Raw genomic sequence first — 18420 nt, 5'->3', positions numbered from 1 at the left:
TCTCCTATCCCGCCAGCGGTTTGTGTAACGGCAGGCGATCAAATTCGGGATAACCGCGCTCAGCGTGCTCGCTGTAATCCAGGCCCCGTTGTTGATCCAGGTGAGAAGCCCGCAACCCGATCAATTTATCCAATAACCAATAGGTGAGAAACGCAGCGGGAAAGGCCCAGAGAAAGGCCACCACACACCCCACCGCCTGTATGCCCAGTTGCTGCAGGTTGAACAGGTCACCCTCCATAAAGAATCCGGCGGCCAGTGTACCCCACACCCCGGCAAAGCCGTGGACCGGGATGGCGCCCACCGCATCATCCAGTTGCAGTAACTCCAGCAGGTAACTTCCCAGAATCACCAACACGCCGCCCAGCAGGCCGGTGATCACGGCATAGGTGGGGGACATGGTGGCGCAGCCGGCGGTAATGGCCACCAGTCCGCCCAGGCTGCCATTGATGGTATGGGTAAGCAGCACTGGCTTGCGCATCAGGGTTTGCGCCAGGAAGGTGCCCACCGCCCCGGCGCAGGCGGCCAGGTGAGTGTTGAGGGCGATTTTGCCCAGGCTGCTGTCGGCCTGCAGGGTGCTGCCGGCGTTAAAGCCGAACCAGCCCAGCCACAGAATAAAGCCGCCCAGTGCCACGTTATTCAGGTTGTGGCCGGGTATCAACCGGGCTACGCCGGTTACCGGATCAAAGCGGCCCAGCCGTGGCCCAACCACCATAATACCGGCCAACGCGCACCAGGCCCCCACCGAGTGCACAACAGTGGAGCCGGCAAAATCCACAAAGCCCAGCTCCGAGAGCCAGCCTTTACCGCCGAAAAATCCGCCCCATACCCAGCTGCCGAAGATCGGATAGATCAGGCCGGTGATAACAAGCGCTCCCACCAGATAACCGGAATAGCGGGTACGTTCCGCCATGGCACCACTGGCAATAGTGGTGGCGGTGGCGGCGAACATGATCTGGAACAGCAGAAAGGTGTAGGACCATTCGTCGGTGAACTGGGGCAGCCAGTGGCTGGCGCCAAAGAAACCGGTTTCGTTGATGCCGAACATGATGCCGAAGCCCAGAGCCCAGAACACCATGCTGCCCAGACACACGTCCATGTAGTTTTTCATGACCACATTGACCGCGTTTTTACTGCGGGACATGCCGCTTTCCAATAATGCGAAGCCGGTTTGCATGAAGAAGACCAGCGCGGCTGCCACCACCAGCCAGACGGTGTTGACCGGTTCATCGCCGACCGCAGCCTGGGTGTTGGCGGGCAAAAGTACGAGCAAAAACAGAGCGAGCTGTTTCATGGTTGAAACCTCAATCAGGCGTGGAATAAAAATCCAATAGCTTATTACCGAACGCCCTACGCACAGCAATCTTTATGCCAGTGGGCTTTCCCGCCGGATCTTGGTAACCAGCTCGCAAAATTCGGTATATTGATACCAGAAGGTGTATGCAAAGGTGCATATATGGATGTGATGCACCAAATATTACCCATTTGCCATTGGCCTCCAGGCTCATGCCGGTTGAGCGTTTTGGCCACCGCCGATGAGTGTCCAGGCCATCCCCATGCCCGGGCGGGTGTGATAGTTTCACTGCCGACTCGTCCGCAGTAAAAGAGGGAAACATGAAGAAGCGCATCAATGTACAGAAAGAAATCGAGCGGCTGGACCCGCAGGCCGATTGCCAACGCATTGTGTTTCTGACCGCTTACCTGGAGTTTCCCTGGGATATGACCCGGGCGTTGGAGCTGGCGTTGTTCCGCACTTTTGCCGTTCCCAGTATTGCCAAGCTGCTGGATCAGACCCGTGAATTCACGGATCACACCCTGCGGCGTTACGATGATACCGCCATCATCATCAACGAAATTCTGATTAACGGTTACGACTCTGAGCGCGGTATGGCGTTTCTGAAACGCATGAACCGCATGCACGGGCAATACGACATCAGTAATGATGATTTTCTCTACACTCTGTCCACGTTTGTGTTTGAACCGGTGCGTTGGATAGAGCGCTTTGGCTGGCGTGATTTATACCCCAACGAGCGGCATGCGTTGTTTTATTTCTGGCGCGAGGTGGGGGTGCGTATGCGTATTCAGGACATACCCGAAACCTACGCCGGGTTTGAGCAATTCAGTCTGGACTATGAACAAAAAACCTTTGCCAGTACCGAGGCCGGTAAACGGGTGGCCAGTGCCACCCGGGATCTGCTGCTGAGTTTTTATCTGCCGCAGCCGTTGTGGAAAAAGGCCGAGCCCATGGTGTACGCGCTGATGGACGAACCTCTGCTGAAGGCAATGGATTACCCCTTGCCCAGTGCCGGCACCCGGCGCCGGGTCGAGGCCCTGTTGCGGGTACGGGCCAAGTTGCTGCGCCTGTTGCCCAAAAACAAATACCCGCATTTGAATACCCTGTTGCAGTATCCCACTCACCCTGATGGTTATTCGGTGGACGATATCGGGCCAAGATCGCTGCGGGAAAAATGGGCCAAATCCCGAGGCTGAAATCAGTCAAGTCCGGCCTTGCGCAGTGCCTGCAGATAGCCGTCAATCTGCTCCGGCCGTTTCAGATAAAACAGTTTTTCTTCCACAAAGGTCAGCGAGAAATCCGGCAACTGGCGTTGAATGTGGGCCAGTAACCGGCGGGCCTCCCCGCTACGGCCCAACTGGACCAGTGCCACCACTTTATGGGACAGCGTCCAGTACTGGCAGTTGGGAATGTGGCTGGCACGTTCGGTCCACTGCAGGGCGAGTTCATAATCCCCCTTGAACAGCAGTGCCAGTGCTCCGTAGGTGAGGAAAGCCCACAATTGAGGATCATTGGGGCTCAGTGCAATGGCCCGGGTAAAGCACTCCACCGCTTCGTCGTAGCGGCCTTCGTAGGCGAGGGAATCCCCCAAACCACAGTGGGCTGCGGCAAAGGTGGGGTTCAGTTCAATGGCCATGCGGTTACCGGTAATGGCGCCGTCGTATTCACGCCGGGCCAACATTACGCGGGCTTTTAAGGCGTAGAAGGTGGCGTTCTGCGGATCCAGCATCAGCGCCTGTTCGCAGGCGCTGAGCGCGGCATCCAGTGTTGCCTGGGTGGGCTTCACATCCCAGTACACCATGCCCAGCACCAGGGCGTAGGCCCACCAGGCAAAGGCATCACCAAACTGCGGGTCCAGTTCCTGGCTGCGTAGCAACAGGCGCTGGGCTTCCAGGTTGTCAGCACCGGTGAACTTGAAAAAGTGATGAATACCCAGGTGATAACAATCCCAGGCCTGCAGGTTGGCCGGCCGGTTTTGCATCACCCGGTGGCGTTCGGCGTAGCCGATCTCCGGTTCTAACCTGGCTACCAGGGTTTCGGTGATTTCGTCCTGCAGTTCAAAGATATCCTCCAGCTCCCGATCATAGCGATCGGCCCACAACTGGTGGCCACTGTGGGCGTCCATCAAATGCACGGTGACCCGCACCCGGTTGGCGGCGCGCTGCACGCTGCCTTCCACCACATAATCCGTGCCCAGTTGCGCCGCCAGATCGGCCAGGCTCAGGTTTTGTTGGCGCAGGCCGAAGGTGGTGTTGCGGGCTACCACGTTGATCCAGCGGTGTCTCGACAGGTGGGCAATAATGTCACCGCTGATGCCGTCAGCAAGATAATCCTGTTCCGGTTGCCTACTGAGATTCGCCAGGGGCAAAATGGCAATGGTGGGCTTTTGGTTGCGTGATCCGATGTCGGCTTCAGCGGAAGGCAGGTTGGTTCCAGGGGGCGCTGCATCTGATTCATCGCATCGTACTTCTGCCACAAAACGAAAACCCTTGCGGTGCACGGTTTTGATGACCGCCTGGCTGCGGCCGTTGTCCCCCAGTAATTGCCGCAGACTTTTGATGCGGCTGCTGAGCGCAGCCTCCGACACAATGCGCCCTTTCCAAATGCACCCGTAGATTTCGTCCTTGCTCACCATCCGCTGCCGCTGTTCCAGCAGCAGTGTCAGCAATTCAATCACCTGAGGTTCCGCCGCCAAACGAGTCTCGTTGCGGTAAAGTTCAAACCGATCCGTATCCAGCAGGAATTCCAGAAAGTGATAGCGCATGGCATTAATTGATTCTTTATTGATCAGGAATCGGCAATCTTCAGGGTTTCTCCAGATTTAAACCAGATCTCCTGCAAGCGCCCCGGGCCGTGCTTCCGTAACCTGTGTAGCGTGGAAGACACATGACTATCTAACAAATCATGAGGAAGCATACATGTCAGCCAAATATTTGATCAACTGTCAGGACGGTTTTAATAGCCCAGAGCGCGCCACCATTGCCTTCATTCTTGCGGTCAGCGCCTCCAAACAGGCGGAAGTTGCTGTGTTCGCCACGGCGGATGCCGCCGCGCTCTGCGTTCAGGGCGCGGCCCAGGGTGTGCAGGCGGAGGGGTATGAAGCACTGGCTGCCCTGATGTCGGACTTTATTGCCAACGGGGGCCGCATCTGGCTGTGCCCTGCCTGCGCCAAAGCCAAGAACATTACGCCGGGGGATCTGGCCGAGGGGGTGGAGATCGCCGGTGCACCACGCACCATGGCCTTTCTGGAAAGCGGTGCACGTTTGCTGGCATAACCGTAACAGAGCAGGAATGGCGTTATGAGTGATCAGGCAGAGTGTGGGGCACTGAGCCCGGCCCTGGCACAATTGGGTGAATATCTGGATCGGTTCAGCACTGGCTTACACGGGGATGCCGGTTTGCGCCGCCGCCATTGGCAAAAGGTGTTGCAGCGGCCACTGCCGGTGGACGGTATCGGGCTGGATAAGGTGCTGTGGGAGCTGGGTGAGCAGGTGATTCCAAACGGGTCTGCCATTCCATTGCCGGGATTCACCTCGTTTATTACCACCGGCGCCACTAATGCCGGGGTGCTGGCGGCCCTGGCAGCCATGGTGGCGGCACCACAGCGGATCGGGCTCACTGCCTTTCAGGAACTGGAAGAGCTGTCCCTGGATTGGCTGGTGGCGCTGTTCCGGTTGCCGGCGGAAATGAAAGGCATCTACAGCAGTGGTGGCTCTACCGCCAACCTGTTGGCCCTGGGTGCGGCCCGGCAACAGGCGTTCGAGCGCCGTGGCCACGATTGCGGCCGTGACGGGGTGCCGGCTGGCGGACGGCTGTTTGCCACGGCCGCCAGTCATCGTACCATCCACCGGGCAGCGGCGGTGTTGGGGCTGGGGCGTGAAGCGGTCATCACCGTCGATTGCGATGCGCAGGGGCGTATGTGTCCCCGGGCGTTGGCCCGGCAAATTGAAGGCGTTGTCAGCGCGGGCCTGGTGCCGGTGGCGGTGGTCGCCAATGCCGGTACCACGGCCACCGGTGCAATCGACCCCCTGGCGGAGATCGCCGTGCTGACCTCACGCTTTAACATCTGGTTGCATGTGGATGGGGCCTACGGGTTACCGGGTATTCTGGATGAACGGGTTCGCCCCCGGTACGCCGGCATTGAGCAGGCGGATTCAGTGGTGGTGGACCCCCATAAATGGCTGGGGGCGCCGGTGGGGATCGGAGCTACCCTGGTGAAGGATCGGGGCTTGTTGCAGCGGGCGTTTACACAGGGAGCGGCGGACTACCTGGAAGGCTCGTTTTGCGGGGCGGATGCGGAACAGGCCTCACCCAGCAGTGGCTTTGTGCACTCGCTGGATGCCCTGGGTATTCCGTACAGTGATTTCGGGGTGGAATTGTCTGCCCCACCCCGGGGGGTGGTGGTGTGGGCATTGCTGCGCGAAATTGGTGCCCAGGGACTGGCGCAGCGCATCCGCCGTCACAATGATATGGCCCGCAGTCTGGCGGAACGGGTGCAGGCGCACCCCCGCTTGCAGTTACTGCAGGCCCCCACCCTGTCCATCTGCTGCTTTCGCTATCAGGTGGTGGGTTGTACCGACCTCAACCGCTTGAACCGGCAATTGCACCGGCGCCTGATACAGGATGGCCGCAGCTTGCCCAGTACCGCAGTTGTGGGCGGCAAACTGGCGCTTCGCCCCTGTTTCATCGGTGCCCGTACCGATTGGGCACAGGTGGATGATCTGGTGCAGGACGTAATCCGCATCGGTGATGAATTATGGGCACACAGCAACAGCCGGGGCACGTCAACAGTCGACTTCAACAGTCGACGTTAAAGGAACCTGATCGAGGAACTTGAACCATGGGGCAACGCTATCAAAACATTCTGGAAACCATCGGCAACACTCCGGTGGTGCGTATTAATCGTCTGGCTCCGGCCGGGGTCAACCTGTATGTGAAGGTGGAATCCTTTAACCCGATGGGGTCAGTGAAAGACCGCCTGGCCCTGGGGGTGATTGAGGACGCCGAGCGGCGCGGTGAACTGAAGCCCGGGCAAACCGTGGTGGAAGCCACCAGCGGCAACACCGGTATCGGCCTGGCAATGGTGTGTGCGCAGAAGGGCTATCCGCTGGTGGTGACCATGGCGGAAAATTTCAGTGTGGAGCGGCGTCGTCTGATGCGTTTTCTGGGGGCCAAAGTGGTCCTGACTCCCGCTGCGGAGAAAGGCAGCGGGATGGTGGCCAAAGCGCGGGAGCTGGCGCAACAACATGGCTGGTGGCAGTCGCGCCAATTTGAAAATCCCGCCAACGCCGATATCCATGCCCGTACCACGGCGGTGGAAATTCTGGAGGATTTTTCCGACCTGTCCCTGGATTACTGGGTTACCGGTTTTGGTACATCAGGCACCCTGAATGGTGTCTCCAGGGTGTTGCGACAACACAGCCCCGCCACGCGTATTGTGGTGTGCGAACCGGATAACGCCCCGGTTCTGGCCAGCGGCGAGCCGCAACCGGAACAGCAGAGTCATCCCCGTTTCCGGCCCCACCTCATGCAGGGCTGGTCACCGGACTTTATTCCGGCGTTGGCTCAGGAGGTCACTGCAGATCACCGCATTGACCAGTTTATCGGGATCCCGGGGCAGGATGCCTTGCACTGCTCGCGGCAACTGGCCTGCCAAGAGGGCATTCTGGTGGGCATCAGTGCCGGCGCCACGTTTGCCGGAGCCCTACAGGTGGCCCGGCAGGCGCCGCCGGGCAGTAATATTCTCTGCATGTTGCCCGATACCGGTGAACGCTACATGAGTACGCCCCTGTTTGATGAGGTGGCAGCGGAGATGAACGCGGAAGAAATGGCCATCTCCCGTTCCACTGCGGGATACCGGTTTGACCGGCCCACCGCCGCGGTACAAAGCACCCAACCCCTCACCGTGGATTCGGTCACGGCGCAATGGCTGCAGTCGCTGCTGGCGGATACGCAGCAGCCGGTGGTGATGTTTGCGTTGGAATGGTGCGAGTTCTGTTGGTCGGTGCGTAAACTGTTTGATCGACTGGGTGTAGCCTACCGCAGCGTGGATGTGGATGCGGTTGAGTTTCAGGCCGGCAACCGGGGCGGCATCATTCGCGAATGGCTGCGTCAGCAGACGCAATCCGTTACCTTGCCGCAGATTTTTATAGGTGGACAGTACGCGGGTGGCTGCACGGATTTGTTCGATGCTTTTCAACAGGGCGCACTGCAGCGCACATTGCAGGAGGTGGGCGTGCAGCCGGATCAGGTGCCGGATCTGGATCCATACACCTTGCTGCCCGGCTGGCTGCATCCCCGTTAAAACCGACATCCTGGGCACTGAAACAGGTTATCATTAGGGGCTGGCTTGGCTTGCGCAGGAGAAGGGGACACTGTGAAAATTGAAATGATCTGCACGGGGGAGGAGGTGTTATCCGGACAGATTGTCGACACCAATGCCGCCTGGTTTGCCAACCTGTTAATGGAGCAGGGCATCGAAATGCAGCGCCGGGTGACGGTGGGGGATCGGCTGGAAGATCTGGTGGCCACCTTCATCGAGCGCAGCCATCATGCTGACGTCATCGTGGTGAATGGGGGCCTGGGGCCCACCAGTGACGATCTCAGCGCCGAGGCCATGGCTCTCGCCAAAGGGGAAGCCCTGGTGGAAAACAGCCACTGGCGTGGGCGCATTGAAGACTGGTATCGCCGCGCCGGGCGTAAGATGAATCCCAGCAACCTGAAGCAGGCCCGGCTGCCGGCATCGGCAATCATGGTGGATAACCCGGTGGGAACCGCCTGCGGGTTTCGGGTCAAGCTCAACCGCGCCTGGCTTTTTTTTACGCCGGGGGTGCCGTCTGAATTCAAGGTCATGGTGCGCGAACAGTTCCTGCCGTTCATTCATGACACCTTTGAGCAGCTGGAAATAACCCGCCTCACCAAACTGTTGACCTTTGGCGTTGGTGAATCGCAGTTGGCCGATGCCTTGAGCGGGCTGGCGGTACCTCAGGGTATCACCCTGGGCTATCGATCATCACTGCCCCATGTGGAAATAAAACTGTTCGCGCGGGGGGAGCGTGCTGTTGCCGCGTTGCCGGATTTTACCGAACAGGTGAAACGCGTGATCGGCCCCGCCATCGTTTCTGAACGCTTCCCCTCCATTGCCCGGGAAGTACACCAACTGCTGCTGGATCGCGGCGCCCACCATGCTGTGACGCTGAGCCTGGCGGAATCCTGCACCGGTGGTCTGGTGGCCAGTCAGCTGGTGGAATATCCCGGCAGCTCCGTATATTTAAAACAGGCTCTGGTTGCCTACAGCAACCAGGCAAAAATCACATTGCTGGGGGTGCAGGAAGCCACCTTGCGGGAGCAGGGCGCGGTATCCATTGCCTGCGTGGAGGAAATGGCCCGCGGGGTGCGGGCCCTGTTGGATACGGATCTGGGGCTGGCGGTGAGCGGCATTGCCGGGCCCGATGGCGGCAGTGCCGACACACCAGTGGGCAGCGTGGCTCTGGCGCTGGCCACCCGCGAGCACACCTGGAGTCAGATGTTGACCATTCCGTTCCAGAACCGCACACCCATCCGCCAGGTCAGCAGTGCACTGGCACTGGATATGCTGCGGCGTGCACTGCTGGATCAGCCCCCCCTTGCCCAATACGGTTTTATCAAAACCAGGCTTGTCACGGATTAGACGGCCGCTTCCTGCAGTACGGGTTTGGCGCGCAGTTCCGTTACCGCCAGATCGATGAAAGCCCTGACTTTGGCCGGCACGTTGCGCCCCTGGGGGTGCACGATGCTGACCGGGATCGGTGGCCCTTCATACTCTTCCAGAATGGGTTGCAGGCGGCCGGCGCTTACCTGGGGTTCGGCTTGATAGGACAGCACGCGGGTGATGCCATGGCCTGCCACCGCAGCGGCAATCACCGAATCGTTGGTGGTGCTGCGAAATACCGCCGCCGTTTTCAGGTTAATCTCACCACCGCTGTCATGGTAGCGCCAGAGCGGGCCACGGCTGCCGGCGGTGGAAGTGATCAGGCGGTGCCCGGACAGTGCCTGCGGTGACGCGGGGGTGCCATGGCGTTGCAGGTAGGCGGGGGAGGCATAAGTTTTGAGGCGCACCGTTCCCAGTTGAATCCCATGCATGGTGGAGTCCGGCAGTGCTCCGATGCGAATTCCCACATCAATGCCTTCTTCGATCAGGTGGGTGACGCGATCCACAAACACGGCACTCACCGTGACCTGGGGATACCGCTCAAGGTAGGCGGTGATCACCGGCGTCACATACAGGCAGCCGAACATGGCCGGAGCGGTGACCACCAGATCCCCCTGGGGGTTGCCATGGATGCCGCCGATGGATTCCTCCGCGCTGACCACGTCCGCCAGAATGCGGCGGGCATCCTGCAGATACTGTTGCCCTGCCGCCGTCAGTCGTACCCGGCGCGTGGTGCGCAGCAGCAGCACCGCCCCCAGGTGTGTCTCCAGTTCAGCCACCACCCGGGTCACCATGGGCGCCGACAGGGACAGCCTGCGCGCCGCGGCGGCGAAGCCCTGCTCCTCGGCAACCGCCACAAACACCGTCATTGCTTTGAGTTTGTCCATAAGATTATTCCACTATATGCAATGGTTAATTGTTTATCGTAAGTATTCTTAACTCAAGTGAATGTTGCGATGATGCACAGGCAGTCACATTCCAATGACCGCATTCGGATAACCTTCTTTTCATAACGACAGCGGAGTATTCACCATGGGACATCGCTTTGCAGAACTGCTGTTTTCGGACCCGGTGAAAGCGGTGCAAACCTCGGAAAACAGCCGTGAACTTTACCAGCGCTGGGAGCAGGGCAGCGATCACCACGACCGGTTGGGTGTGCGTGAAGCCGCGTTTCTGTGCACCAGTGACAGCCTGTATCTGGCCAGTGTGAGCCCGGACGGTTGGCCCTACATACAACACCGGGGCGGCCCCAAAGGGTTCATCAAGGTATTGGATGAGCGTCACATCGGCTTTGCCGATTACCGCGGTAACCGCCAGTACATCACCACCGGCAATCTGCGCACTGAAAAACGGGTGGCGCTGTTTGTGATGGACTATCCCAACCGCCGGCGCCTGAAGCTGTTGGGGTATGCCACGGAACTGGATGCGGATTCACCGCAATTGGAGGCATTGCGCGATGAGGATTACCCAGCCCGGGTGGAGCGGGGCTTCGTGATTGAGGTGGCGGCCTTCGACTGGAATTGTTCGCAACACATTACCCCACGTTACGATCAGGCCCGCATCGACCTGATCATGGCAAACCAACAGGAGTCATCATGAGCACACTCGACTTGCATCACCTGGGATTGGCGGTTCAGGATCTGGAAACCACCACTGCATTTTTCTGCGCTGTACTGGGTTTTTCGGTGGTAAAGGAAAAGCCCGATTACCCGGCGACGTTCATCAGCAACGGACATATCCTGTTAACCCTCTGGCAAACCGAAGCCGCGGCGGCGCCATTCGATCGCCGCAGGGCAGTGGGGTTGCACCACTTTGCCCTGCGGGTGGAATCGGAGTCAGAATTGAACGCGGTGTACCGCAACGCCGTGGCGTGGCCGGGGGTGGTGTCTGATTTTGAACCGGAACCCCTGGGGGAAAGCGGTGCCCGCCATGCCATGTTGTTTGAGCCCGGTGGCATTCGCCTGGAATTGATCTGTCTTACTTCTCCGTAATCTCCACACCGGATTCCGTACCCAGCAACAGTACATCTGCGGCGCGGGCGGCAAACAGACCATTGGTGACCACGCCCACAATGTTATTGAGTTGCTGTTCCAGCTTGATGGGCTGGGCAATCTGCATATGGTGGATGTCCAGAATGATGTTGCCGTTATCGGTGACGAAGCCCTCGCGGTAGACCGGATCGCCTCCCAGTTTGACGATCTCCCGGGCCACGTGGCTGCGGGCCATGGGAATCACTTCAACCGGCAGCGGGAAGGCGCCCAGGACGGGTACTTTCTTGCTGCCATCGGCGATGCAAACGAACTTTCCGGCCACAGCGGCAATGATTTTTTCCCGGGTCAGGGCCCCGCCGCCGCCTTTGATCAGGCACAGGTTGGGGTCGGTTTCATCGGCGCCGTCCACGTAAACCGGAATGTCATCCACGGCATTCAGATCGAACACCGGGATACCGTGGTGTTCAAGGCGCTTGCGCGTGGCCTCTGAGCTGGCCACCGCGCCTTCGATCCGGCCTTTCATCTGCGCCAGAAAATCGATGAAGTAGTTGGCGGTGGAGCCGGTGCCCACACCTACAATGGTGCCTTCCTCCACGTACTGAATGGCGGCTCTGGCCACGGCCTGCTTGAGTTCGTCTTGTGTCATGCGCTTGCCCCACTGGAAATGTGGCGCCAATTATAGGGGTTCGCGACCTGGGAAAACAGGGCTCAACTGTCCTGTCCGCCCAGATAGTGTATGCTTGCTGCGTACCCAGCCAACAACAGTTAGGAAGTGCCCGCACTTATGTCCATCCGCACCATCAAGAAGATCCTGCAGGCCCGCGTTTACGATGTGGCAGAGGAAACCCCTGTGGATCGCGCCCGTTCGCTGTCCCGCCGCCTGAATAATTCGGTACTGCTGAAACGGGAAGATCTGCAACCGGTGTTCTCGTTTAAGATCCGGGGCGCCTACAACAAGATTGCCAACCTCAGTGAAGAGGAAAAGGCCCGCGGTGTGATCTGCGCATCGGCCGGTAATCATGCCCAGGGTGTGGCCCTGGCGGCGGCCCGTTTGGGAATCAAGGCGGTAATCGTAATGCCGCAAACCACCCCCGAGATCAAAGTGAATTCCGTGCGCACCCTGGGCGGCAAAGTGGTGCTGCATGGGGATGCCTACGATCAGGCGGCGGCCAAAGCAAAAAAACTGATGGACCAGCATGGCTACACCTTCGTGCATCCCTTTGACGATCCGGATGTGATTGCCGGGCAGGGCACAGTGGGTATGGAAATACTGCGGCAGCACACCGGCGATCTGGAAGCAGTGTTCGTGCCGGTGGGCGGCGGCGGCCTGATTGCCGGGGTGGCCACCTACATCAAGTATCTGCGGCCGGAGGTGAAAGTCATTGGTGTTGAGCCGGGGGATTCCAATTGCCTGCAGGTGGCGATGTTGGCCGGGCGCCGCGTGGTGCTGCCGGAGGTGGGATTGTTTGCCGATGGGGTGGCGGTCAAACAGATCGGTAAGGAAACCTTCCGGCTGGCGCGCAAATATGTGGATGAAGTGATCACGGTGTCCACTGATGAAATGTGTGCAGCCATCAAAGATCTGTTTGACGATACCCGCTCGATCAATGAACCGGCCGGTGCCCTGGCGGTGGCGGGATTGAAAAAATACGTGGAGCGGGAGCAGTGCCAAGGCGCCACCCTGATCGCGGTGTGCAGCGGGGCCAATGTGAATTTTGATCGCCTGCGCCATGTGGCGGAGCGGGCGGAAATCGGTGAGCAGCGGGAAGCCGTGCTGGCGGTGACCATACCGGAACGGCCCGGCAGTTTTCGCCGATTTTGTCAAACACTGGGCAAGCGTTCCATCACCGAATTCAATTATCGTTATGCCTGCAATGACGCCGCCCACGTCTATGTGGGGGTGCAGACAGCGGGCCCCAAAGAGCGCCAGGCCATTTGCGACAGCCTGTTGGAAAAAGGTTATCAGGTACAGGACTTTTCCCAGAACGAAATGGCCAAACTGCACATTCGCCACATGGTGGGCGGCCGTGGCCCGGCCACCGTGGCGGATGAAAAAGTGCTGGAGGTATTGTATCGGTTTGAGTTTCCGGAGCGCCCCGGTGCCTTGATGGAATTCCTGAGCAAACTGGGACAGAACTGGAACATCAGCCTGTTCCACTATCGCAATCACGGTGCTGCCTTCGGCCGCATTCTGGTGGGCATGCAGGTGCCCGTCCGGGAACACCAGAAACTGCGCCGCTATGTGGAAGGTTTGGGGTATCGGCATTGGGATGAAAGTGACAATCCGGCGTATCAGCTGTTCTTGAAATAACCCACGGGATAAATAGCCAATCTGTACAATAGGCAGGGAGAAAATAACAACTTTTTGGACACAATTTACAATTAATATTTTTTCTTGAGGCGGGATCGACCGCTGGGGAAAAGAACGTTTCCAGCTTTTTAGTCCGGTGATAGGCTGTTGAAAAAAGTTCGTCAGCTTGCCTAAAAACCGATAACAATAAAAGCAGGAATTGATGTTTTATGCGATCTCTTTTACTGATGCTGCTGGGCATCGTGAGCCTTTTGCTCTGGGGTTGTAAGTCGGATAGCACCACCTACATGGTAGTGGATCTTGCTGCTGACCCAGCCGGAATCACCCTTCCCACCTTATTGTCGCCGGTGTCCGGCGGTTTCTATGTGAACGGGTTTCCCACCAATCTGCGGCGCCTGGACGATGGCAGCGTGGACATCAGTGATTTTCCCCGGCAGATTCATTGGTTGACGCAACATTATGTGCAACGCATCCAGGAATCCCGCAGCGGTTATCCTACTATTATGCCGGTGTACCTGCCTTTCAGCGGTGCCATTGATATTGCGGCAATGTCGTCCTGGGATGGCGATTACGCGGCAGCGGACGCGCCGATTCAGTTGATCGATATTGATCCTGAATCCGCCCAGTACGGCCGTCGCTTTCCGTTGCAGTTATCCGTTACGCGCTATGCGGACAGCTATCGTCCCCCTCACTTGTTACAGGTGTTGCCCACCCTGGGCATCACCTTGCAACCCAACACCACCTACGCCCTGATCGTCACCGACCAGACGCCGTTGTCGGGCGATCAGCAGTGGCAGCAGAACCCGCAGCTGACCGCGGCCTTACAGCAAACCGATGATGGGGGAATTTCCGCCCGGGCCCGGGCGGTGTACGCCCCACTGCGGGCGTTTTTGGCACCCACCGACATCGATCCCGCCCGCATCATGGGGGCCACCGTGTGGAGCACCGGCGATCCCGTGGCGCAGTTTCAGGGTGCTGCCAGGCAGGTCGCGGCTCAGGCAGAAGCCCTCACCCGGTTACCCATCAGCGAGTTGGAAAACTTCGATGACTATCCGGAATATTGCGTGATTCGGGGGACGGTGAATCTCCCCGGTTATCAAAAAGGCGTAGCGCCCTATGCCCTGTTCGGTGGTGAAGTGGAATGGACGGCAGGCGGTGCGCCGGTGCAGCAATATACCCGGCAGGCGGAGTTTGTGCTGACCATTCCCAAGCAGGTCACCATGCCGGACACAGGGTTCCCCCTGTTGTCCTACGTACACGGTGCCGGTGGCCGCGCCCATCAGGTGTACGATCGTGGTGAGTTTGATCACTTCGACATTACCCGCTATCCCTATTACATCGGCAAAGCCGGTGAGGGGCCCTCGCAGATTGCCGCGGAACGGGGTTGGGCCAGTTCCGGGCTGGCGGGCCACGCGTCCCGCGATCACATTCCCCAGTGGGGGGCGTTGAATGGCGTGATGGTGTACAACATCTTCAACCCACGGGGGCTGGCGGGGAACTACATGACCATGGCCTGGGAGCGGATTTACTTCCGGCGTATTGTGGATCGTATTGAGGTGGATCGCAGCCTGTGCCCTGACGCAGACCCGGGGCCGGGCCGGGATCGCTTCCGTTTCGACCCGCAGCTGCAGGTGAATCTGGGGCAATCCCAGGGTAACTGGATCAGTTCGCTGATGGTGGCGGCGGACCCGCGCCCTTATCAGGGGGTGATTTTTTCCGCAGCGGCGGGCACCTGGATTCGCCTGTTCAACAATAATCCGGGGTTCGAGCTGTCCATGAACTCAGTGGCCGTCAACCGGGTTCCCATACTGGATCTGGACGACGCCCACCCGTTCATGATGCTGGTGGAATGGATGCTGGCCGGCGTGGATACCATTACCAACCTGCAAAACCTGACCGTTAACCCCGCTAAACCCCCGCCCCATATCATCGGTTTTTCCGGCTACAACGACTATATGCTCTCGGAACCGGTGCAGCGTCCGTTCTTTATGGCGTTGCAGACCGACCTGCTGGGGGAGGACATCGGCCGCACGGCCAGGCGATCCTTTTTGCCGCACATTACCCTGGGCGGCGCCCGGCAGCTGGCCTATCCCGCCAGTGAAAACGCCGGCTTTGACGGCTATGGTGCACGCACCAATGTCGTCATGCGCTATCGGGGCAATAACCCGGTATTGCTGTACAACGGCCATGAAGTGTTATTCCAGTCGGACGCGGTAAAGCATCAATATGGGTGCTTTTTGGAGCACTTATCCCAGGGGGTGTCTCCGTTGGTGGGCATGGGTTGGGAGCAGGGGGGACCATGCCTGTAGCCGTGAAATGAGTTAAGGTTGGTTCTTTCTGTTTGAAGTAGGTCATTGTTTTTCAAAAGAGACCTTTTCAATGGTCGGAACCCGTGTTAATTTTTCGGCACTCGGAGCGCATTCGGAAAACCGGTGGTCCTCTGCGGGGGCATTCTACCCGACACTGGGCCAAACATAATAAAAAAGCCGGATTCTGTTTAAATTGTGAGCTACTGCTCACTTGCCAGCTGGCTGGTGACGGGGGCTGGTCTATATTTACCATGTAAGCACTGATTTTTATGCGGCGTATAAGTGAACACACGCCGTCAAATGCAAGTAGGTAAACGCTCTGTTTTCCGGCTCATACCGCATCGACGGAATCATAAAACCAATAACGAGCTGGAAATGAACTACCGGAACACCGGTGGCGTTTTTTTAACGAGGCAAGGTAAAAAATGAAGAAGAAACCCGATTTATTGGTAGTACTGATGCTGGTGCTGGGTTTGGGTGTGCTTGCAAGTTCCTATACCCAGGGGCAGCCTGATCCTGAAATGGTCGCCAGTCAGTTCTCTATCCGGTAGCGCACACTGCCGGATAGTTCGTTCAACCTTTACCATCCTGGTCGGCGTCAACCGGCGCTGTACTGTCTGCTACCAGTTACAATCCTGTTCATCATGATGTCCCACTGTTCATAGGGCAGCCGTTCCACTTTCTGGCATTCATGGGCCACCCCCACCATGCGCGGTTTGCGCGGTCGACTGTTGTTGCGCAGAAAGGCGAAAGTGCGGTCGTAAAATCCTCCACCCATCCCCATTCGATTACCGTACTCATCAAATCCCACCAGGGGGGTCAGCACCATATCCAGTGTCCAAACCGGGCAATACGCACTGTGATCGCAAAGGGGCTCGGGAATGCCAAAGCGGTTGCGGGCCATGACCTGGTTGGGATAGTGGGCCATGAACAGCAGGCGGCCTTTGGCGAACGGGTGCAGAATCGGCAGGTAGATTTCCTTGCCCAGGCGCCAGGCCAGCTCCAATAGTGGTTGTGGATCGATCTCGCCATCGTTGGGAATGTAGGCGGCGATACGCTTTCCATAGACAAATTCAGGCAACAGGCTGAGCTGGCGACACAGGCCCATGGAGGCTTGCTGCTGTTGGTGTGGGGTCAGATTGCGGCGGCGTTGGCGCAGGGTTGTACGTAACTGGTTCTTGGCGGGTGTGCTGTTGTTGGGCAGTTCCAAGGTGGCGGATTCCGTTTTTTTAATTGAAACCGGTTATCAGTATAGAAGCTGTCAGGCTGATGCGCCCAGCAAAAGCGCGCGCAGAAAAATAGCGCCCCCCGTTCTGCCGTGACTGGCGGTAGCCCTTGAACCCAAGGTTCAAGGTGGTGGTTCCTATGATGCATCGGGCTTTCCGTCGTGCGGACATGCACTCCCACATCAGAAGGAACCCCCGGGTGAAAAAGCATCGGCTCAGGGACGTCGGCCAGATACCTCGAACAGCGCAGGGGGCTGAGGCCTGATTATAACGGATTTGGAAGGGTTTCTCGAACGGCGTATTTTTTGTCGAGGGCTTGACTTTACAGATCAAGCTGTCTGGCGGAGGCCAGAGCACGTTCAATTTTATCGTTGAGTTTGGCCAGTTGTTTTTCGGTGATGCGGTCGTAGTTGGCCAGTTCGGATTGGGCTTTAATCAGTTCATGGGCAATATTCAGTGCCGCCATGACCGCGATGCGGTCAACGCCGACGATCTTGCCGCTGCGACGAATTTCACGCATGCGCTCGTCCAGCAGGCGCGCGGAACCGCGCAGCTCTTCCACTTCTTCCGGTGGGCAGCTGACGCCGTATTCACGGTCGAGAATGTTGACGTGCAGTGTTTCTAGCTCGCTCATGAATCCTGCTCCAATGCCTTAAGGCGTGAAATCATTGCTTCCACTTTGGCCCGGGCCATGTCGTTTTTCTTCATCAGATTGGCGCGTTCTTCCGCCAGCTGGGTTTCCCGTGTCTGCAGCGATCGGTTGTGACGCTTGTACTCATCACAGAGTTCGATGAACTCGTCGACACGGGATTCGAGGTTCTTGAAAAGCTGCTCAATCTTAGTCATTCGGCTTCAGTCACAATTTTTGTTGTCTATGGTACATCAAGAGCCCGGTGGGCACTATGACGACGTTATCATATACAGCTTAGCCCCATTCCTGACTTTGCTACACCCGGCAGCATGTTACAATGCACCCATGTGTCCAAAATCGGGAAAACCGCTATGAACCTGCAATCCGAAGACGTGCTGGATTTCTACGAGCTGGAAGCGGAGCTGCGTAAAATCGAGGCCCTGGCCAGCCCTTCCGAGGCCCACGGCATCCTCTGTGGCCAGCTCAGTGGCGGCCTGACCGGGGATCAGGTGGCCTGGTTGAAGGAATACCTGCCCAATCTGGGGGTGAAGGGCGAGCCCTGGGATAATACCCGGGAGTGGTTCTGCCAACTGCACAAATTCACTTTGGAAGAGTTGGTGGACAATCAGTTCAATTTCATGCCGCTGCTGCCTGATGACCAGGACCCGCTGGATACCCGCCTGGGCTCCCTGGCAGAATGGTGTTCAGGCTTCCTGGCCGGATTTGGCTCGGCCGGTGCCCGCAGGCCGGAGGAGTTCACCGAAGATGCCCTCACCGCATTGCGTGATATTCAGCAAATAAGCCAGGTGGACACCGAAATTGATGAAGAAGAGGACGGTGAAGCGGCTTACTTTGAAGTGCTGGAATACGTACGCATGGCCGCCTTGATGATCTTCACCGAGTTCGCCATGGATCGCGCCAACGTAGTGCCGCCGGGTGCCACCATTCATTGATGATGAATCCCGAATCTT

At 58.2% G+C, this 18420-nt stretch carries 18 protein-coding genes and 1 other RNA gene; 11 read left to right on the top strand and 8 right to left on the bottom strand.

The window, feature by feature from the left end:
* Nucleotides 1-4: 4 nt before the first annotated feature.
* Entirely contained in the window at nucleotides 5-1291 is a 1287-nt protein-coding gene (locus D9N13_RS00980) for an ammonium transporter (protein WP_290584793.1), read from the bottom strand.
* Between the two features lie 320 nt (nucleotides 1292-1611).
* Here D9N13_RS00980 and D9N13_RS00975 point away from each other — a divergent pair, with 320 nt between their 5' ends.
* On the top strand, nucleotides 1612-2487 hold the full coding sequence (locus D9N13_RS00975) for an oxygenase MpaB family protein (protein ID WP_290584791.1): 876 nt from the start codon (nucleotides 1612-1614) through the stop codon (nucleotides 2485-2487).
* Between the two features lie 2 nt (nucleotides 2488-2489).
* Here D9N13_RS00975 and D9N13_RS00970 read toward each other — a convergent pair whose 3' ends face one another.
* A complete protein-coding gene (locus tag D9N13_RS00970) occupies nucleotides 2490-4055 on the bottom strand; it encodes a winged helix-turn-helix domain-containing tetratricopeptide repeat protein (protein ID WP_290584789.1) in 1566 nt (521 codons plus the stop codon).
* Between the two features lie 154 nt (nucleotides 4056-4209).
* Here D9N13_RS00970 and D9N13_RS00965 point away from each other — a divergent pair, with 154 nt between their 5' ends.
* The 4 genes from D9N13_RS00965 (at nucleotide 4210) to D9N13_RS00950 (ending at nucleotide 8960) form a co-directional block, all read left to right on the top strand.
* On the top strand, nucleotides 4210-4566 hold the full coding sequence (locus tag D9N13_RS00965) for a DsrE family protein (RefSeq protein ID WP_290584787.1): 357 nt from the start codon (nucleotides 4210-4212) through the stop codon (nucleotides 4564-4566).
* A 24-nt stretch (nucleotides 4567-4590) separates the two neighbouring features.
* A complete protein-coding gene (locus tag D9N13_RS00960) occupies nucleotides 4591-6105 on the top strand; it encodes a pyridoxal phosphate-dependent decarboxylase family protein (RefSeq protein WP_290584785.1) in 1515 nt (504 codons plus the stop codon).
* Nucleotides 6106-6131: 26 nt separating this feature from the next.
* Entirely contained in the window at nucleotides 6132-7595 is a 1464-nt protein-coding gene (cysK, locus tag D9N13_RS00955) for a cysteine synthase A (protein ID WP_290584783.1), read from the top strand.
* A 72-nt stretch (nucleotides 7596-7667) separates the two neighbouring features.
* The gene (locus D9N13_RS00950) at nucleotides 7668-8960 is read left to right on the top strand and encodes a CinA family nicotinamide mononucleotide deamidase-related protein (protein WP_290584781.1); all 1293 of its coding nucleotides are present in this window, start codon (nucleotides 7668-7670) and stop codon (nucleotides 8958-8960) included.
* Here the strand turns inward: D9N13_RS00950 and D9N13_RS00945 are convergent.
* On the bottom strand, nucleotides 8957-9868 hold the full coding sequence (locus tag D9N13_RS00945; RefSeq protein ID WP_290584779.1) for a LysR family transcriptional regulator: 912 nt from the start codon (nucleotides 9866-9868) through the stop codon (nucleotides 8957-8959). The two genes, D9N13_RS00950 and D9N13_RS00945, sit on opposite strands and share 4 nt — an antisense overlap.
* A gap of 145 nt (nucleotides 9869-10013) precedes the next feature.
* On the opposite strand from D9N13_RS00945, the gene D9N13_RS00940 reads away from it, so the two are divergent.
* Nucleotides 10014-10580, top strand: a complete 567-nt coding sequence (locus D9N13_RS00940; RefSeq protein ID WP_290584777.1) for a pyridoxamine 5'-phosphate oxidase family protein — start codon at nucleotides 10014-10016, stop codon at nucleotides 10578-10580.
* Nucleotides 10577-10972 carry a VOC family protein gene (locus D9N13_RS00935; protein ID WP_290584775.1) on the top strand — a complete coding sequence of 132 codons (396 nt, stop codon included), beginning with the start codon at nucleotides 10577-10579 and terminating at the stop codon, nucleotides 10970-10972. Before D9N13_RS00940 ends, D9N13_RS00935 begins: the two co-directional genes overlap by 4 nt.
* Here the strand turns inward: D9N13_RS00935 and rpiA are convergent.
* The gene (gene rpiA, locus D9N13_RS00930) at nucleotides 10959-11618 is read right to left on the bottom strand and encodes a ribose-5-phosphate isomerase RpiA (RefSeq protein WP_290584773.1); all 660 of its coding nucleotides are present in this window, start codon (nucleotides 11616-11618) and stop codon (nucleotides 10959-10961) included. The two genes, D9N13_RS00935 and rpiA, sit on opposite strands and share 14 nt — an antisense overlap.
* A 138-nt stretch (nucleotides 11619-11756) precedes the next feature.
* Here rpiA and ilvA point away from each other — a divergent pair, with 138 nt between their 5' ends.
* The 3 genes from ilvA to D9N13_RS00915 all read left to right on the top strand — a co-directional run bounded on the left by ilvA (nucleotide 11757) and on the right by D9N13_RS00915 (nucleotide 16143).
* Entirely contained in the window at nucleotides 11757-13283 is a 1527-nt protein-coding gene (ilvA, locus tag D9N13_RS00925) for a threonine ammonia-lyase, biosynthetic (protein ID WP_290584771.1), read from the top strand.
* Between the two features lie 209 nt (nucleotides 13284-13492).
* A complete protein-coding gene (locus tag D9N13_RS00920; RefSeq protein ID WP_290584769.1) occupies nucleotides 13493-15592 on the top strand; it encodes a hypothetical protein in 2100 nt (699 codons plus the stop codon).
* 425 nt (nucleotides 15593-16017) lie between these two features.
* Nucleotides 16018-16143, top strand: a complete 126-nt coding sequence (locus D9N13_RS00915; RefSeq protein ID WP_290576633.1) for a hypothetical protein — start codon at nucleotides 16018-16020, stop codon at nucleotides 16141-16143.
* A 47-nt stretch (nucleotides 16144-16190) separates the two neighbouring features.
* Here D9N13_RS00915 and D9N13_RS00910 read toward each other — a convergent pair whose 3' ends face one another.
* From D9N13_RS00910 to D9N13_RS00895, 4 genes are all read right to left on the bottom strand, one after another.
* Nucleotides 16191-16802 carry a 5-formyltetrahydrofolate cyclo-ligase gene (locus tag D9N13_RS00910; protein WP_290584767.1) on the bottom strand — a complete coding sequence of 204 codons (612 nt, stop codon included), beginning with the start codon at nucleotides 16800-16802 and terminating at the stop codon, nucleotides 16191-16193.
* Between the two features lie 91 nt (nucleotides 16803-16893).
* Nucleotides 16894-17074: non-coding RNA, 6S RNA (ssrS, locus tag D9N13_RS00905), on the bottom strand.
* A 66-nt stretch (nucleotides 17075-17140) separates the two neighbouring features.
* Entirely contained in the window at nucleotides 17141-17452 is a 312-nt protein-coding gene (locus tag D9N13_RS00900) for a cell division protein ZapA (protein ID WP_290584765.1), read from the bottom strand.
* Complete coding sequence (locus D9N13_RS00895; RefSeq protein ID WP_290584763.1) at nucleotides 17449-17664, bottom strand: TIGR02449 family protein; 216 nt, start codon at nucleotides 17662-17664, stop codon at nucleotides 17449-17451. The genes D9N13_RS00900 and D9N13_RS00895 overlap by 4 nt, the downstream gene beginning before the upstream one ends.
* 156 nt (nucleotides 17665-17820) lie before the next feature.
* Here D9N13_RS00895 and D9N13_RS00890 point away from each other — a divergent pair, with 156 nt between their 5' ends.
* A complete protein-coding gene (locus D9N13_RS00890; protein ID WP_290584761.1) occupies nucleotides 17821-18402 on the top strand; it encodes a UPF0149 family protein in 582 nt (193 codons plus the stop codon).
* Nucleotides 18403-18420 lie beyond the last annotated feature (18 nt).

Source organism: Ketobacter sp. GenoA1 (assembly GCF_003671475.1).
Classification (GTDB): Bacteria; Pseudomonadota; Gammaproteobacteria; order Pseudomonadales; family Ketobacteraceae; genus Ketobacter.
Note: the sequence above shows the minus strand (reverse complement) of the source record. Positions and strands in the feature narration are given on the sequence as shown.

What these genes read in the sequence shown, in the direction of transcription:
- D9N13_RS00965 (WP_290584787.1), top strand. Translation starts at nt 4,210, where the DNA reads ATGTCAGCCAAATATTTGATCAACTGTCAGGACGGTTTTAATAGCCCA.
- D9N13_RS00900 (WP_290584765.1), bottom strand. Translation starts at nt 17,452, where the DNA reads ATGAGCGAGCTAGAAACACTGCACGTCAACATTCTCGACCGTGAATAC.
- D9N13_RS00980 (WP_290584793.1), bottom strand. Translation starts at nt 1,291, where the DNA reads ATGAAACAGCTCGCTCTGTTTTTGCTCGTACTTTTGCCCGCCAACACC.
- D9N13_RS00940 (WP_290584777.1), top strand. Translation starts at nt 10,014, where the DNA reads ATGGGACATCGCTTTGCAGAACTGCTGTTTTCGGACCCGGTGAAAGCG.
- D9N13_RS00960 (WP_290584785.1), top strand. Translation starts at nt 4,591, where the DNA reads ATGAGTGATCAGGCAGAGTGTGGGGCACTGAGCCCGGCCCTGGCACAA.
- D9N13_RS00915 (WP_290576633.1), top strand. Translation starts at nt 16,018, where the DNA reads ATGAAGAAGAAACCCGATTTATTGGTAGTACTGATGCTGGTGCTGGGT.
- ilvA (WP_290584771.1), top strand. Translation starts at nt 11,757, where the DNA reads ATGTCCATCCGCACCATCAAGAAGATCCTGCAGGCCCGCGTTTACGAT.
- D9N13_RS00970 (WP_290584789.1), bottom strand. Translation starts at nt 4,055, where the DNA reads ATGCGCTATCACTTTCTGGAATTCCTGCTGGATACGGATCGGTTTGAA.
- rpiA (WP_290584773.1), bottom strand. Translation starts at nt 11,618, where the DNA reads ATGACACAAGACGAACTCAAGCAGGCCGTGGCCAGAGCCGCCATTCAG.
- D9N13_RS00890 (WP_290584761.1), top strand. Translation starts at nt 17,821, where the DNA reads ATGAACCTGCAATCCGAAGACGTGCTGGATTTCTACGAGCTGGAAGCG.
- D9N13_RS00935 (WP_290584775.1), top strand. Translation starts at nt 10,577, where the DNA reads ATGAGCACACTCGACTTGCATCACCTGGGATTGGCGGTTCAGGATCTG.
- D9N13_RS00945 (WP_290584779.1), bottom strand. Translation starts at nt 9,868, where the DNA reads ATGGACAAACTCAAAGCAATGACGGTGTTTGTGGCGGTTGCCGAGGAG.
- cysK (WP_290584783.1), top strand. Translation starts at nt 6,132, where the DNA reads ATGGGGCAACGCTATCAAAACATTCTGGAAACCATCGGCAACACTCCG.
- D9N13_RS00975 (WP_290584791.1), top strand. Translation starts at nt 1,612, where the DNA reads ATGAAGAAGCGCATCAATGTACAGAAAGAAATCGAGCGGCTGGACCCG.
- D9N13_RS00920 (WP_290584769.1), top strand. Translation starts at nt 13,493, where the DNA reads ATGCGATCTCTTTTACTGATGCTGCTGGGCATCGTGAGCCTTTTGCTC.
- D9N13_RS00895 (WP_290584763.1), bottom strand. Translation starts at nt 17,664, where the DNA reads ATGACTAAGATTGAGCAGCTTTTCAAGAACCTCGAATCCCGTGTCGAC.